Here is a 15,558-nt window from a genome sequence, read left to right as displayed (position 1 = left end):
CATAAACTGTAGAAATAATGACCCAGCATTTAGATTGAAAACAAATAAAACGTGTTAAGCATAAGGTAATTATTACTGGCAGGCAGATTGCATTTGAATGGAGGAATTGTATTTAAAAACCTTTAAACAAAAAATCATGGAAGCACAGGCAATTATCATCACACTTATTTTAGGCGCAATCGCCGGCTGGCTGGGGTCACAATTATTCCAGGGAAGCGGACTTGGGTTGATCGGAAATATCATAGTAGGAATTTTGGGAGGCTTTGTCGGATACTGGTTATTCGGCTTGCTGCATATTAGCCTTGGAGGCGGATGGATAGGTTACATTTTAACCGCCGGTATTGGGGCCTGTATCTTGCTCGCAGTACTGAATTTAATTATTCCGCGACGAATTTGATAAGGGGAAAAAATGATCACAAGGCGCTTTATTAAAGGCGTCTTTTTTTGTGCCTGTCCGTCAACGTCTAGTTGGTCCAAAGGATACTGCATTAAAATAAAATGACCATTTGTTCGTTACATATCAATACCTGTAGAATCCGATACCCGATTTCCCCTATTTTCCCTTGTTTTCATTCGTATTGTGAATAGATAAAATTGGCAGGCGGATTGCAACTCATACAATATTCGTTTTATTATTTAATCCTTTAAGGAAAACAGTATGGAAGCATTAGCAATTATAATTGTATTAACGTATGGCGCACTTGCCGGCTGGGTAGGAAAATTATTTAAAGGCAATAACCTGGAATTAAATGCAAGCGTACTGGCAGGTATTTTCGGTGGCTTGATAGGATACGTGGTTTGTGCTGCAACTGGCATTAATTCCGGACAGGATTGGCAGGGATATGTTTTAACGGCAGCCTTTGGTGCATTCTTTTTATTGACCTTGTTGAATATGATTATTCCAAAAAGAATTTAATTTTATTGCAAAATTATTTGATAAGATACCTTGTAAAGAGGTATCTTTTTTTATGCCTAATGTTTTAATTTTATACAAATCTTTTTTATGACAAGCATTGAAATAGTAAAACAGAAAATCATAAACATAGTGATGGGTATGGACAATGAGGCTGCATTGCAGGTATTGCATGATGTGGTAATCAAATTTAACAACCCTTCTTCGGTAGTGGAAGATGAATTGACAGATGAAGAATGGAACGAAATAGAAGATGATATGAAAGAAATTGAAGCCGAAGAATTAAAACGCCAGGAAGAAGTGGTGGAACATTTGAAGCAGTGGAAGAGTGGTAAATAAATTTTATGTCTGATGTCTGATTCCTCGATTCGTTTGATCGTTAACTTACACGTCAGATTCAAAAATTTACAGTGTTAATTAGAATTTCTGTTTGTTGTTTGTGCTATTAATAAACATTCTGCAAAACCCAAATCATATAACTTGCACCCTCAACACGTAATTAAATTAATGGGGAACGAAAAAAAAAATAAATTTTTTGCGACAGAGAAAGCCGCGAAACACCTTCCGAAATTTTTAATTTTTGTTGTTTCCACATCAGGCAAGTAATTCACAAAAGAAAAAAATCAGACATCACAAAATCAGCCATAAGCCATCCGTATTGGTGTAACTGAAATAAAAACTTTATAACTCACATGTCTGCAGAAAAAATTTTAGGCGATTGGAAAAAAAGATCATTTAAGCCGGTGTACTGGCTGGAAGGAGAGGAAGATTATTACATAGATAAAATTATGAACTATGCCGAGCATCACCTGTTGCCGGAAAGTGAGGCAGGTTTTAACCTGTCTGTATTTTATGGCAAAGATGCCAACTGGAGCGACATTGTAAATGCCTGTATGCGCTATCCCATGTTTGCTGAAAAGCAGGTGGTGCTGCTGAAGGAAGCCCAGCAAATGAAGGACATTGATAAACTGGAAAATTATATCGAACATCCACTTGCATCCACCATTTTTGTAGTAAGCTATAAAGAAAAAACGCTCGACAAACGTACCAAGTTATACAAGACGATTAAGAAAGATGGTGAAGTATTTACCTCAGAAAAGATCAAAGAATACAAGCTGGTAGAATGGGTTACGGAGTATATCAAAGCGCAGGATTTCAGCATGTCGCAGAAGGGTGTTTTGTTACTGGTAGATCACCTTGGCAACGACCTGAACCGTATTGTAAATGAGTTGGAAAAGATTACGGTCAACCTCGGCCAACGCAAAACCATCACTGAAGATGATATTGAAAAATATGTTGGCGTAAGTAAAGAGTATAATGCTTTTGAGCTGCAGGCCGCCATGAGTAAAAAAGACCTGGCAAAAGCCATCCGCATCATCCAGTATTTTGATGGCAATCCCAAAGCCGCACCCATACAATTGGTGTTGCCCGCGCTGTATGGTTATTTCAGCAAACTCTACATTATTTTTGGTATGACGGACAAAAGCGAAAATGCAGTCAAGCCATTTTTTTACAACAATCCCTTCGCCGCAAAAGAAGCCATCGCCACTGCAAAAATATATGGTTATGAAGGAGTAGAAAGAGCCTTACTTTTATTGCACGAATACAATTTAAAAAGTGTTGGCGTAAACGACAGCGGCACATCAGATGGCAGTTTGCTGAAGGAAATGGTGGTAAAGATGATGGGATGATAACCTGTCTCCGCCGCGCCGGAGAATATCGGCTGATGAGTTTTAGTAAATCGCTCGGATATAATTTTGTCCGCTTTTTATTTTCTTTGAAGCCCGGCAGATGTACTGCAATTAAGCTTCACAGGCGTCGCACTCTTTTACAAAATAACATTATTGGACCATAACCCGAACGCCCAAACGCAGTGAAGAAATATCTAAGCAGGAAATAGCAGAAGCTGAGAAGTTAATGCACCCATAACTTATAATTCATAACTCATAACTCAGGAAGCGCTTCCATTGCCGCAATCTTATCCAGTGCCAGCTGCGCTTTCAGCGCATCCAGCCCGTTAAATTTTACTTCGCTCCGCAGATGTTTGATCAGTGTGATGGTCAATGTTTCTCCATAAATAGCTTCATCAAAATTAAAAATATTTACTTCAATCACCCGGTTGGTTCCATCCACGGTAGGGCGAACACCAATATTCATCATCCCCCCTTTTTGAATGTTGAATGTTGAATTTTGAATTATAACAGCATATACTCCGTTACCAGGTACCAGTTTATTTTCATTGTTTATCTGCAGGTTGGCAGTGGGGTAGCCAATGGTGCGGCCGAGCTGATTGCCTTTAATTACAATGCCGCTGAAAAAATAATCGTAACCTAAACAATTGCGTGCTGTATCCACATCACCCTGTAAAATGGCTTCTCTAATTTTGGTTGAGCTGATGGTCACATCTTCCAGCATGTACACCGGTATTTCTTTTACTTCGTAATGATATTCGGCGGCCTTTTCTTCCAGCAATTTGTAATCGCCGCTGCGGCCTTTACCAAAACGGTGATCATAGCCAATGATAATCGTATGCGGATGAAAAGTATTTACTAAAAAATCGCTGATATAGGCTTCTGCAGTTTGATTGGCGAAGGCTTCCGTAAAAGGAATCACTACCAGGTGATCAATATTTAACTTTTCGAGCAGGCTGATTTTTTCTTCCGGTGTATTGATTAAAAAAAGAGGCGCCCTTTCTTTAGCCACAATTTGTCTTGGGTGTGGATCAAACGTAATAATCACCGTTTCGCCATTTACTTTGGCTGCTTCGCTTTGCATCAGTTCAATGATCTTGCGGTGGCCATTGTGCAGGCCATCAAATGTGCCGATGGTAATGACGGCATTGCGGAACGGTGGTAAGTGCTGTATATCGTAGTGAACTTTCATTTTTTAGTGGTGCAAAACTACCTGAAAATTTATTAATGGATAATTGCAAATTGAAATTTAGTTTTGCGGTTCAAATATTTTTATGAGTCTTTACAGTAAACGGGGAGTTTCAGCACAGAAAGAAGAAGTACATGCAGCTACAAAGCACCTCGACCAGGGATTGTTTGTCAATGCGTTTTGTAAAATTTACCCTGACTATTTGGGTGGTGACGATGATTATGTGAGCGTAATGCATGCGGACGGAGCCGGCACTAAAAGCATCCTGGCATATTTATACTGGAAAGAAACTGGTGATATTGCAGTGTGGAAGGGAATAGCACAGGATGCTATTGTGATGAACCTGGATGACTTGTTATGCGTGGGCGTATACGATAATATTGTTTTCAATTCAACTATCGATCGTAACAAAACTATCATTCCCGGTGAAGTGTTGAGCCAGGTGATCAATGGCTCACAGCAGCTGTTTGATGAATTAAAAAGCTTTGGCGTGCATATACATTACCTCGGCGGTGAAACGGCAGATGTAGGCGATGTGGTGCGTACGATTGCGGTAAATGGCACCATGGCTTGCCGCTTCCTGAAAAGCAAAGTGATCAGCAATGATAAAATTAAACCAGGTGATGTAATTGTAGGCCTGGCAAGTTACGGACAGGCTACCTATGAAACCGAATATAACAGCGGCATCGGCAGTAATGGCCTTACCAGTGCAAGGCATGATGTGCTGAGTAAATATTATGCGGATAATTTTAAAGAAAGTTACAACACCAGCCTGGATGAAGCCGTAGTTTACATCGGTGAACACAGATTATCCGATAGTATCACACTCACCACTAACAACTCACCACTCACAACAACCATCGGCAAATTGATTTTATCGCCCACCAGAACTTACGCACCGGTATTAAAAGTGTTGCTGGAAAATGAGTTTGATAAAATACATGGCCTGATCCATTGCAGTGGTGGAGGCCAGACCAAATGCATGAAATATCTGCCAGGTAACTTCAAAATAGTAAAAGATAATTTGTTTGAAGCACCGGAAATTTTTAAGCTTATTCAAAAAAGCAGCGGTAGCAACAACCGGGAGATGTACGAAGTGTTTAACATGGGCTGCCGTCTGGAAATTTATTGTGCGGCTGAAGATGCGGAGTTAATGATATCAACTGCTAAAACTTTCAACATCGATGCACAGGTAATCGGCAGGGTAGAAGCGAATGATAAAAAAGAACTCGTGATAAAATTGAAAGACGAAGAGATTGTTTATTGATGCTTACAACAAGGTTGACGACTGTTTAAAAGTTGTCAACCTTGTTGTAAGTAAATAGTTATCAAATAACTGTCACTTCTTAATAATACAGTCCCGCTCTTCTTGTTATTGCGGCTGAACAATTTGCTTTTTTGTGGTAACAAGCACCACACTATTCTTTGCCCTTTCACCATAAATAGGCACAGCTTTTTCTTTATATAGTACTTCTATCTTTTCGATATTGTCATTTGCAATAGCATTCTTCATAGCTTCCTCGTTTTTTTCTTCACCATTGATGATGTACATTGGAGTAATCAAATTGCCGTTTTTGTCGTCTACTGATGATATTATTTTTAAGGGAACTGTTGTATCAAATTGGGTATCTACTTTTTTAATTTCTGTTTTTTTCCGTGCCGGATGGCTAAAGATGCATTAGCATGCTTCTGAGATTGAACTGGGGAAACTAGTTTGACTTTGTCATCAATAATAAGCGCTTCATCAACAATTAGATTTATTTTATTATCGGCAAGTGCATTTTTTTCTATTACCGTATTTTCAAAAATGACCACACCATTGCCTGCATCCCGCCCAAATTTCGAGATAGCTTCTTTATTTTGTCCCGTGTACATTATAACGTTGGTTGCTGTTATAGTCATATTTTTTAATGATCCAATCTCCTTTTTTTTGCCATTAATAAACAATAATATTTTAGGAACCGAATTTATGACAATATCTCCTTCGGCAGTTTCAGCGATGATGCCTTCAACTTTTCGCGACACCTTTTTAGCTTTTAAATTTATGGCAACAGTCGTTGTATCAGTATTTGCATTTAAACCATTAGGATTATTACTTTGCAAAAGCGCATATTTTTCAATTGCAGCCAACACATTTTTTGCCATGGTTTCTTTTGCCGCTTCTGTTTGCATGTAGGCCAAATCTCTTTTGTTAGTGATATACCCGGCTTCAATTAAAACAGCCGGACAAATACTTTGTTTTAAAACCCATATTCCCATTTCTTGCTGCGCTGGTAATTTATTTACCGGTATTTTATAATCATTCGTAAACTCATTGATGATGGCCGAAGCGAATAATTTGCTGGGGTATGTATTTCCATCGCTTTCCCTGGCAACAAAAACGCTCATACCGCTTTTTATGTTGACTGAATCTTTTGATGCAGCATCAATATGGATGCTGATAAAGAGGTCCGGGTTTTGCGCTTTACTGAAATCAGCCTTCTCTTTAGGACTTTGATAAATGTCAGTTTCCCTGCTTAGGACAAGGTTGATATCCTGGTTGGAGTTCAGCGCTTTTATTTTCTTTGCGATAGAAAGGTTGAGGTTTTTTTCTAAAATTTTTCCGTCTGTGCTGGCTGCGCCAAAATCTTGACCACCATGGCCTGCATCCAGCACCACTGTAATTTTTTTACCATGGTAAACAGGGGCGGTAATGATGTTTTTTGTTTTTAAGGTAAATGCTGCGAACAATAAGGCAGCAACGGGCAATACAAGCACACGGCCGATGTAGCCTGCTCTGGGATTTTTGTTTTTTGTCAACATAAGTAATCGTCGTTTTATGGGTGAATAGAAAAAGGGATTGGTTAAAGGAAATCGGTGTTGCGGATAGGTAGCCTGCAAAATCATGGCGGCAAAAGCTTCTGTGTCGCTGTCTTCCACGGCTATTTTGTCGGCCATAAATTCGTGGATCATGTTTAGTTCTTTACGTAGCATCCAGAATAAAGGATTGCACCAGAAAAAGATCAGCACTGCATTGATAAATAATTTATCGTAACTGTGTTTTTGCTGTACATGCGCCAGCTCATGTTTAAAAATCTGGTTGCCGGTGGAGGTATTAATATCAATATGGTCGTTCCAGAAAATGTATTGCAAAAAAGAAAAGGGCGTTCCTTTTGCTGTTGTATTTACAAAGTGGATATTGTCCACAATTGTTTGCCGGTGATGTTTTAAGAGGGTACGGATTTTTAGCAACACCTGTATAAATAGTATAAAGAAGACGCAGCATACCAGGCTATATAACAGGGATGCAAACTGTTCAGCAGAGAAATTATCACGGCGGGCGGTTAATACAATTTCATCCAAATATTCGTTGCTGCTGCTGACTACCTGCAATATTTTAATGCTTGCAGCAGGTGCGTCTGCATGATGCTGGATATTGATTTGAACAAGCGGCGCCAGCAAAGACAACACAATAGTCACAAGCAAATAAAACCGGTTGTACTGGTGAAATATTTTATTGCGTAACAACAGCCAGTAATACCCAAACAAAACGCCTGAGCAAATAATAACTTTCAACACGTAAAATGCGAATACAAGCATGGGAAATAGTTATAAGTTATAAGTAGTGGGTTCTAAGTTGTAAGTAAGTGTTACCTGGTTGAAAGAATTATTAATTATTAATTATTAATTTTTAATTAATTAAAGCGCTTATTTCTTTTTTAGTTGCTTCAGTAACAGCTCCAGCTCATCAATACTTAAATTGTTTTCTTTTACCATAAAGGAAACGGCATTGCTGAAATTGCCTTCAAAGTAGCCTTTTACCAAACTCTTCATACTGCTTTTACTGTAGGAATCTTTGCTTACAAGCGGATAGTACTGGTGCATGCGGCCAAACACTTTCAGGCCTACAAAATCTTTTTCTGTCAAAATTTTTATGATGGTGGCAACTGTATTGCTGTGCGGTTTGGGGTTGGGCAGTTCTTCGATGATCTCTTTTAAAAATGCTTTCTCCAGTTTCCAGATCACCTGCATGATTTGCTCTTCTGCTTTGGTTAATGTCTTCATTTAAAATCATTATTAATTTTGTGAAACAAACCTATAACTAATAATTTAGTTTTACAACTATTTATTTAGTTATTAAACAGATTTAACATTTACCTTTGGAAAAATTAATTTTTATTGCAGGGATTCATTGGGTTAAATTTGCATCCGCGGCGGTCGGCACCGAAAGTCGGACCGCCTGAGTAGTAAGCTGATTGCAGAAAGCTTTTACGAATTGAAGGGGATGCTAAAAGCTATAAATGTACAAGTGAGTGACACAACGATGTCGCCATAAAATACAACTGCCGGTAAAATAAATAACAACTACAAAACACAAACAAACCATGTCTCAGGCCTTAATTGAATTAAAGAACGCAAATATTTACCAGGGTGCTAACCTTATTTTAAGTGACGTAAATATTACCGTGGATAAAGGAGAGTTTGTATACCTGGTAGGCAAGACCGGAACCGGTAAAAGCAGCCTGCTAAAAACATTGTATGGCGATCTTGATTTTAAAGAAGGTGAGGGAACGGTGGTGGGCTATAACCTGAAGGAACTCGACTGGAAAAAAGTACCTTTCCTGCGCCGTAACCTGGGCGTTGTGTTCCAGGATTTTCAGTTGCTTACTGACAGGAATGTAAACAATAACCTGAAGTTTGTTTTGAAAGCTACGGGTTGGAAAGATGAGAAGCTGATGGATGAAAAGATAAATGACGTGCTGGAAAAAGTGGGATTGAAAACAAAGGGTTTTAAAATGCCTTTTGAGTTGAGTGGTGGCGAACAACAGCGAATTGATGTAGCGAGAGCTTTGCTGAATTCGCCTAAATTAATATTGGCCGATGAGCCTACCGGGAACCTGGATCCTGAAACAAGTGACGAGATTATGCAGTTGCTGTTCAGTATTTGCAAAGACTATAATACTGCCATTGTAATGGCCACGCATGATTATATGGTGATCAATAAATTTCCTGCAAGAACGATTAAAACCGAAAGAGGTAAAGTGCTGGACAATGCCAGTATTACTATGTAAAAAGTATATTCTTACTGCTGACTCCAGAAAATTTCGATTAGCTTGTCTGCATTTTTTTGATTGTTATACAATCGCTTCAACACCTGTTGCCTGTTCTCATTTTCCTCCAATGCATAAGGCTTTATGTACAATTTTTTGATAGTGTTTTTAAATTCCTCTGCCGTTTCTGCAATGGTGCAAAGGTTGTCCAAACCAGATCCTGTTACCCCGGCTTGATTCACCAGGCAATGCCTGCCGTTGTAAAGTGCGTTTAGTAATTTTAGTTTTACACCGGTGTTATTAAAAGAAGGTAAAATATTTATCTGCGCTTTTGCAATCATGTCATGCAGCTCCTTGTCGGATGGATTTGATACAAGACAGGTATGCGCATGCTGGTGGGCCATAAACTCCAGTTTTTGAGATGGGTTTTTACCGGCAATTACAAATGGAATTTCGAGATCCTGAAAAACTTCCTGCAGTAACCAAATCGCCGCAGCTTCGTTTTCATTGATGGCGAGGTTGGCATGGTACAGACAAAAGCAGCCGTTACCTTCCCTTCCCGCCGCCTTTTCATACGGCAGAAAAACGGGCAGGTGATCGATGTGTTTGGCTTTAAAATTTTGCTGGTACAAGGCTACATCCTGCGCACTAACCGCATTGATATTTACTTTACCGGCCAGTTTGTTTTCATATTTTTTTAGCAGCGAACTTTCATGCTGGTAATACATTCTTTTCAACGGGCTGCTTTCATGCAGGGCCAGCTGATGATAATATTCAAACTCGGCATTGTGCAGGCGTAACAATACGATACGGTTGCTTAGATGACCTGTATATAAATGCCAGGAACAATGTACGCCTTCAATTAAAACGGGATAGTTGTCTTGTTGCAGATTCTTCAGCAGTTCCGCTGATTTTCTTGTACTAACGATAAAGGGTACACGAAAAGAAAAACGGGTCCAGCTTTTTTTGCGTTGATAATAATAAACCTTGGCGCAGTATTTATTTAACTCTTCCTGTCTTGGCCTTTCATTCACAAAACAGTGCAGGTAAATTTTAACGTCGTTCTGGTGCAGGGTTTTTATTTTATAGAACAGGTCCATAACGCCGCCAAAGTCTGCCGGCCAGGGCACATCGTGTGTAATGATATGTAAATGTCTTTCCGCCATTGTTAATTTGCCAGCAACCTGTTATAAAATTCAACCAGCTTTTTTGATTCCTGCTGCCAGTTGTATATTTCCCTTGCTTTAAGGCAATTGGCTCGCAGCTCACTATGTAAAACTTCGTTGTGGAGTAAATTGTTCAGTTGCCGGGCAAGGTTTGTGGTACTGGTATCGTCGACAAGCACTGCGATTGGTAGCTGCTCATTGATTTCTCTGTAAACCGGATAGTTAACGCACAATTGCGGAATACCTGCATGCAGGTAGTCGAAAAAGCGGTTGGCAAGGGAATAATAGTTGCTTAATCCGGCATCATCAAAAAGTGTTACGCCGATATAAGCCTGCTGTGTAATGGTTCTTAGTTCGGCTGGTGTTATCTTTCCTTTAAAAATTACTTTTTGCTGCAGGTTATTTTTTGCAACCAGTTGCCTTGCCTGCTCCATAAAATTGCCATCACCGCAAATGATTAATTTGCTGTCTACCAATTTCATTGCAGGTATCAACGTTTCAAAACAACGGCCTTCGTTTACCGCTCCCTGGTACAAAATAAATTTTTCAGTTTTTGTTTGTAATGGCAGGGTTCTTACCAATGCAATATTTCTTATCACTTCGTATTGTACGCCATACATTTTGTTGAATTCCCCGGCAATGGGCTGGTTCACAGTATAGCCATGCGGAAATTTCGGTACGGCAAATTTTTCTATTCTTTTCCACGTTGCATAGATGGGCGGGCGGGTGGCAATTTCTTTCATCTCACAAAACAACTCATGTGCATCATATACCCTTTTTATATTTTTTATCCGGGAGATAAAATAGCAGGGCAGAATGGTATCCAGGTCGATAGATACAATGCAATCCATTTTTTTGAATAACAGAAAAAAGAACAACCTGAAGTTATAAGCTGCATAAAACATTTTACCTTTTTCAACAAAGCAGCTTATTCTTTTTTGCTCAAAAGGCTGTGGTGCTAGTGGTATGGAATTTTTCATTTGGCGACCCACCAGGGTAACATCGTATCCGGCTTCGGCAAGGGAAGTGCAAATGCGGATCATACGCTGATCGTACGTAAGGTCTGTAGTTACGGTACAAAATATTCTTTTTGCTTTTTGGGGAAGCATGGTTTTGCCTGCATGGATATTTGACTTGTTATTGTTCATGAAAATAGCTTTGGCATTGACGCTGCACCAGCTGACAACAAATTCTGTAATGCCTGCGCAAATTACTGTTTATGAAGCATTATAGATACGTTCTATGATTTCAACCGTTTTAAGTCCTTCGGCCGCACTGGCAAAAACGTGGCTGTCATCATCCAAAGCCATCAGCAGGTTTTGGTATACTTTATCGTGGTTGCTCATACTGCCCTGGTAGTACCCATAGCCATTGGCCGGGCTGCCTTTTTCAAGAATTGGTGTTTCCATACCTGCGACATTAAAATACTCCAGTTTGTTGAGGTATTGCCCGCCAATTTTTACGGTTCCCTTTTCGCCAAAAACAGTAAAAGAGCCTTCCATATTTTTTTCGAAACTATTTACGGTATAATTTAACGAACCAATAGCACCATTGGTCATATTGAACAAAACCGCGCCACAGTCTTCAAACTCAATTGCGGGGTGTGCTTTATTGGCTGTAATTTTTTTTAGAGTTGCCACATCTCCAAGCAACCAGTATAATAGATCTATAAAATGACTGAACTGCGTAAACAAGGTACCGCCATCCAATTTTTTAGAACCTTTCCAATCTGTATAATATTCAACCGGCCGGTTCCAGAAGCAATTAATTTGGAAACTATAAATTTCACCCAGTTTTCTTTCGTCAAGCAGCTTTTTCAACACAATTACAGGAGGATTGTACCGGTTTTGTTTAACTACAAATAATTTTCTTTTAGCGATTTTGGCTGCCTGTAACATTGCGTTACCTTCGGTTACCGAAATACATAAAGGTTTTTCGCATAATACATGAAGGCCTGCATGCAGAGCCTGTATTGCGTGGGGAGCGTGCAGTCCGTTAGGCGTACAAATACTGACAAGTTCAAGGTTTTGTTCTGCTGCCAGCAATTCTTCAAATTGATGATATGGAGTAGCTTTGTAATGGGTTGCCAGGTCATTTGCCTTTGCCGGGACAATATCGCATACTGCTTTTACGTTTGCCAACTGGCTAATTTGTTCTGCGTGACGCCAGCCAATTCTTCCACACCCTATAATAGCAAAATTTTTGTGCATATAATTATGGCAAATATGGCAGATTATTGAATAATTTTAAAGAAAAATATAAATACAATATCAATAAAAACAACAACCTTAACAACTAAACAATCAACTTATGCCCCAAGAAGTTACCAATGCAGCGCAAGTACATCCGCCAAGGCCCTTATTTTTAACCGTTCTATGTGTACTTGGCTTTATCGGGAGTATCACCAGTATCGTTGTAAATGCCATCGGATTTTTTAATGCTGAAACCGAAGTAGTGCAGATAAAATCCGGTACCCAAAAAACTCAGTTGAGAAATCTATTTGGTAAAGCCGACGCCTCCCAGTTGTCGCTCAGTAATCTTACCCCCGAAAATTTTCAAAAATTTTCCGTAGGTGGTATTGTATCGGCTTTATTGTGCCTGATTGGTGTTGCCCTGATGTGGAATTTTAAAAAATCAGGCTACTACTCTTATGTATTAGGTACTTTTTTTACATTAATCACCCATTTTTTATTATTTGGTGAAGAAGTCGGGGCTATGAGCCTGTCGCTTATTTGGGCCTTGATACAATTATTGATTGTGATTTTATTAAGCAGATTTTTAAGTGCCATGGACAGGGATTAAAGTTTGGCGAAAATCAGCTTTTTGCATTTTATATAAATATTTCTAACCTCCTGAAAAGTGCTGCAACCGGTAAAAGCCATTGCGGCACTTTCATTAACACCCTTTATTATTCAAATAACTTTGCTATCGTAATAAAATCAAATATTTTTCCTACTTTTGCATCCGAATAAAAAAAGAGATAATTTAACAAAGACGTTATTAAAAAAAAAGAAATGCCTTATTTAACAATCGAAAAAAAAGCGAAAATTTTTACAGACTTTGGTGGTAAAGCCGCCAACACAGGATCAATTGAGGGTCAGGTTGCACTGTTAACAGAGCGTATCAACCATATTTCTGATCATCTTAAAACCAACAAAAAAGACTTCTCTTCTCAGCGTGGACTGATGATGATGGTGGGTCAGCGCAAGCGCTTACTTACTTATCTCAGCAAACACGATTTGACAGGCTACAGAGGTTTAATTGAAAAGTTAGGTCTACGTAAATAAAACAACTACAATGTTTAAATAAATTAATTCCCAACTATAGTTTTACAGTTGGGAATTATTGTTATTTACACCCGTTTTTCAAACGGGAATTTGCATGCCTTTTCTAAATAATTTTATAAAATAACAATAATGAGTTTAACAACCAAATCAGTAACCTTTGATATAGGTGGCGGCCGTATGGTAACCATTGAAACAGGTAAAATGGCCCGCCAGGCAGATGGTGCGGTTACAGTGCAGCAGGGAAATTGTATTCTATTGGCTACCGTGGTGGCAAATAAAGAACCAAAAGAGGGTCAGAATTTTTTCCCTTTATCGGTAGATTACCAGGAAAAATTTTCATCAGCGGGCCGCGTACCTGGCTCTTTTTTCAAAAGAGAAGCCCGCTTAAACGATTACGAAATATTAACCAGCCGTTTAATTGACAGGGCGCTTCGTCCTTTATTTCCGGAAGATTATTTATGTGATGTACAGGTATTGATCAGTCTTGTATCAAGTGATGCTGAAGTTTTACCGGATGCATTGGCTTGCCTCGCAGCTTCTGCAGCATTAGCCGTTTCTGATATTCCTATCCAGGAAATTATTTCTGAAGTGCGTATCGCAAAAAAGAACGGCGCATTCATTATCAATCCAAGCCGTAGCGAACTGGCAGAATGTGATCTTGAATTCATCATCGCCGCTACTGAAAAGAACATCATGATGGTGGAAGGTGAAGCCAAAGAGTGCCAGGAAGAAGACCTGGTAAAGGCTTTGGAACTGGCGCATGACGCCATCCGCATCCAGATCAAGGCACAGGCAGACTTAAGGGCAGCATTGGGGATTACGGCAAAAAGAGAATACACCAAGCCTTACCGCAACGAAGAATTGAATGAAAAAATCATCGCTTTTGCGAAAGATAAAATGTATGCCATTTCATCAGCTGCCTCTGCAAAACATGAAAGAAGCGATGCTTTTGATGCTTTGAAAAAAGAAGTAAAAGAATTACTGGGAGAAGAATTGCCTGCAGAAGATAAAGGCCTGATAGGTCATTATTTTGGTGAATTGCAATACAATGTTGTAAGGGACATGATCCTGAACGACAGAAAGCGTTTAGATGGAAGGGGTACTGAAGATATTCGTCAGCTGGATATGGAAACCAGTATTTTACCAACACCACACGGATCTGCATTATTTACCAGGGGAGAAACCCAGTCACTGACTACAGTAACTTTTGGAACACCTTTGGACGAGTTGCTCGTAGAAAGCGCTTTCAAATCTGACTATACTAAGTTCATCCTGCATTATAACTTCCCTCCGTTTTCTACCGGTGAAGTAAAGATGATGAGAGGCGTAGGCCGCAGGGAAGTTGGTCATGGTAACCTGGCTATGCGTTCATTAAAACAAATGATGCCCGGTAAAGATTATCCATATACTGTAAGGGTCGTTAGTGATATTTTGGAATCAAATGGTTCTTCTTCAATGGCTACAGTTTGTGCAGGTTCACTGGCATTGATGGATGCAGGTGTTCCCATTAAAAAGCATGTGAGCGGGGTTGCAATGGGCTTAATTACCAAGGAAGGAAAATTTGCCGTATTGACAGATATCTTAGGCGATGAAGATCACCTGGGCGATATGGATTTTAAAGTTACCGGAACACGTGATGGTATTTGTGGTGTACAGATGGATATAAAAGTAGATGGTTTAAGCATGGATATCATGCGCCAGGCATTGGAGCAGGCACGTAAGGGACGTTTGCACATACTGGATGCAATGTATGCTTGTATGCCTGCGCACAGGGAAGATGTGAAACCACATGCTCCGAGAATGGTTAAACTTACAATTGATAAGGAATATATTGGCGCAGTGATAGGGCCGGGTGGTAAAGTGATACAGGAAATGCAGCGTGAAACTGGCGCTACCATTAATATCGAAGAAGTAAACAATGTTGGTGAAGTAAGCGTATTCTCTGCCTCCAAAGAAAGCCTGGATAAGGCTGTAAACTGGATTAAGGGATTGGTTGCTGTACCGGTAGTAGGCGATACTTATGAAGGGACTGTGAAAAGTATTAAAGAGTTTGGTGCTTTTGTAGAGTTTCTTCCTAAAAAAGAAGGGTTATTGCACATCAGTGAAATAAGCTGGAAGCGCCTGGAAACAATGGACGGCATTTTTAAAGAAGGTGACAGGGTAAAAGTTAAATTGCTTGAAATTGATCAGCGTACCGGCAAATTTAAATTGAGCCGTAAAGCGCTGATGCCAAAACCTGAAGCACAGCCCAAAGGGTAGGCATTAACCGGCATTAATTCACA

At 39.5% G+C, this 15,558-nt stretch carries 16 protein-coding genes; 9 read left to right on the top strand and 7 right to left on the bottom strand.

Annotated features, from left to right (window positions below):
• The first annotated feature begins 136 nt into the window (after nt 1-136).
• From QWZ08_RS04705 to holA, 4 genes are all read left to right on the top strand, one after another.
• Nucleotides 137-397 (top strand): GlsB/YeaQ/YmgE family stress response membrane protein, encoded by a 261-nt coding sequence (locus QWZ08_RS04705; RefSeq protein ID WP_290336085.1) that lies wholly within the window; start codon nt 137-139, stop codon nt 395-397.
• A 261-nt stretch (nt 398-658) separates the two neighbouring features.
• Nucleotides 659-916, top strand: a complete 258-nt coding sequence (locus tag QWZ08_RS04700; protein ID WP_290336084.1) for a hypothetical protein — start codon at nt 659-661, stop codon at nt 914-916.
• 87 nt (nt 917-1,003) lie between these two features.
• On the top strand, nt 1,004-1,252 hold the full coding sequence (locus QWZ08_RS04695) for a hypothetical protein (RefSeq protein WP_290336083.1): 249 nt from the start codon (nt 1,004-1,006) through the stop codon (nt 1,250-1,252).
• A gap of 353 nt (nt 1,253-1,605) precedes the next feature.
• Nucleotides 1,606-2,604 (top strand): DNA polymerase III subunit delta, encoded by a 999-nt coding sequence (holA, locus tag QWZ08_RS04690; protein ID WP_290336082.1) that lies wholly within the window; start codon nt 1,606-1,608, stop codon nt 2,602-2,604.
• 253 nt (nt 2,605-2,857) lie between these two features.
• On the opposite strand, the gene QWZ08_RS04685 is transcribed toward holA, so the two are convergent.
• Entirely contained in the window at nt 2,858-3,796 is a 939-nt protein-coding gene (locus QWZ08_RS04685; RefSeq protein ID WP_290336081.1) for a bifunctional riboflavin kinase/FAD synthetase, read from the bottom strand.
• A gap of 82 nt (nt 3,797-3,878) precedes the next feature.
• Between QWZ08_RS04685 and QWZ08_RS04680 the strand changes: the two genes are divergently transcribed.
• On the top strand, nt 3,879-5,060 hold the full coding sequence (locus QWZ08_RS04680) for an AIR synthase-related protein (RefSeq protein WP_290336080.1): 1,182 nt from the start codon (nt 3,879-3,881) through the stop codon (nt 5,058-5,060).
• Between the two features lie 105 nt (nt 5,061-5,165).
• Here the strand turns inward: QWZ08_RS04680 and QWZ08_RS04675 are convergent, their stop codons facing one another.
• The 3 genes from QWZ08_RS04675 to QWZ08_RS04665 all read right to left on the bottom strand — a co-directional run bounded on the left by QWZ08_RS04675 (nt 5,166) and on the right by QWZ08_RS04665 (nt 7,837).
• Nucleotides 5,166-5,357, bottom strand: coding sequence for a hypothetical protein (locus tag QWZ08_RS04675; RefSeq protein ID WP_290336079.1), 192 nt, complete (start codon nt 5,355-5,357; stop codon nt 5,166-5,168).
• A gap of 65 nt (nt 5,358-5,422) precedes the next feature.
• On the bottom strand, nt 5,423-7,372 hold the full coding sequence (locus QWZ08_RS04670; RefSeq protein ID WP_290336078.1) for an N-acetylmuramoyl-L-alanine amidase: 1,950 nt from the start codon (nt 7,370-7,372) through the stop codon (nt 5,423-5,425).
• A 108-nt stretch (nt 7,373-7,480) separates the two neighbouring features.
• Complete coding sequence (locus QWZ08_RS04665) at nt 7,481-7,837, bottom strand: BlaI/MecI/CopY family transcriptional regulator (protein ID WP_290336077.1); 357 nt, start codon at nt 7,835-7,837, stop codon at nt 7,481-7,483.
• A 320-nt stretch (nt 7,838-8,157) separates the two neighbouring features.
• On the opposite strand from QWZ08_RS04665, the gene QWZ08_RS04660 reads away from it, so the two are divergent.
• Nucleotides 8,158-8,844: a cell division ATP-binding protein FtsE gene (locus QWZ08_RS04660; protein WP_290336075.1), complete on the top strand. Its 687-nt coding sequence runs from the start codon at nt 8,158-8,160 to the stop codon at nt 8,842-8,844.
• 11 nt (nt 8,845-8,855) lie between these two features.
• On the opposite strand, the gene QWZ08_RS04655 is transcribed toward QWZ08_RS04660, so the two are convergent.
• The 3 genes from QWZ08_RS04655 to QWZ08_RS04645 form a co-directional block, all read right to left on the bottom strand.
• Nucleotides 8,856-9,989, bottom strand: coding sequence for a glycosyltransferase (locus tag QWZ08_RS04655; protein ID WP_290336073.1), 1,134 nt, complete (start codon nt 9,987-9,989; stop codon nt 8,856-8,858).
• Nucleotides 9,990-9,991: 2 nt separating this feature from the next.
• Nucleotides 9,992-11,137: a glycosyltransferase gene (locus QWZ08_RS04650; protein ID WP_290336072.1), complete on the bottom strand. Its 1,146-nt coding sequence runs from the start codon at nt 11,135-11,137 to the stop codon at nt 9,992-9,994.
• A 69-nt stretch (nt 11,138-11,206) separates the two neighbouring features.
• Nucleotides 11,207-12,199: a Gfo/Idh/MocA family protein gene (locus QWZ08_RS04645; protein WP_290336071.1), complete on the bottom strand. Its 993-nt coding sequence runs from the start codon at nt 12,197-12,199 to the stop codon at nt 11,207-11,209.
• Between the two features lie 100 nt (nt 12,200-12,299).
• Between QWZ08_RS04645 and QWZ08_RS04640 the strand changes: the two genes are divergently transcribed.
• From QWZ08_RS04640 to pnp, 3 genes are all read left to right on the top strand, one after another.
• Entirely contained in the window at nt 12,300-12,791 is a 492-nt protein-coding gene (locus tag QWZ08_RS04640) for a hypothetical protein (RefSeq protein WP_290336070.1), read from the top strand.
• Nucleotides 12,792-13,003: 212 nt separating this feature from the next.
• Nucleotides 13,004-13,276 carry a 30S ribosomal protein S15 gene (gene rpsO / locus QWZ08_RS04635; protein WP_290336069.1) on the top strand — a complete coding sequence of 91 codons (273 nt, stop codon included), beginning with the start codon at nt 13,004-13,006 and terminating at the stop codon, nt 13,274-13,276.
• Nucleotides 13,277-13,405: 129 nt separating this feature from the next.
• Nucleotides 13,406-15,535, top strand: coding sequence for a polyribonucleotide nucleotidyltransferase (gene pnp, locus QWZ08_RS04630; protein WP_290336068.1), 2,130 nt, complete (start codon nt 13,406-13,408; stop codon nt 15,533-15,535).
• Nucleotides 15,536-15,558: the final 23 nt, after the last annotated feature.

It is taken from the genome of Ferruginibacter paludis (genome assembly GCF_030409685.1).
GTDB classification, from domain to species: domain Bacteria; phylum Bacteroidota; class Bacteroidia; order Chitinophagales; family Chitinophagaceae; genus Ferruginibacter; species Ferruginibacter paludis.
Note: the sequence above shows the minus strand (reverse complement) of the source record. Positions and strands in the feature narration are given on the sequence as shown.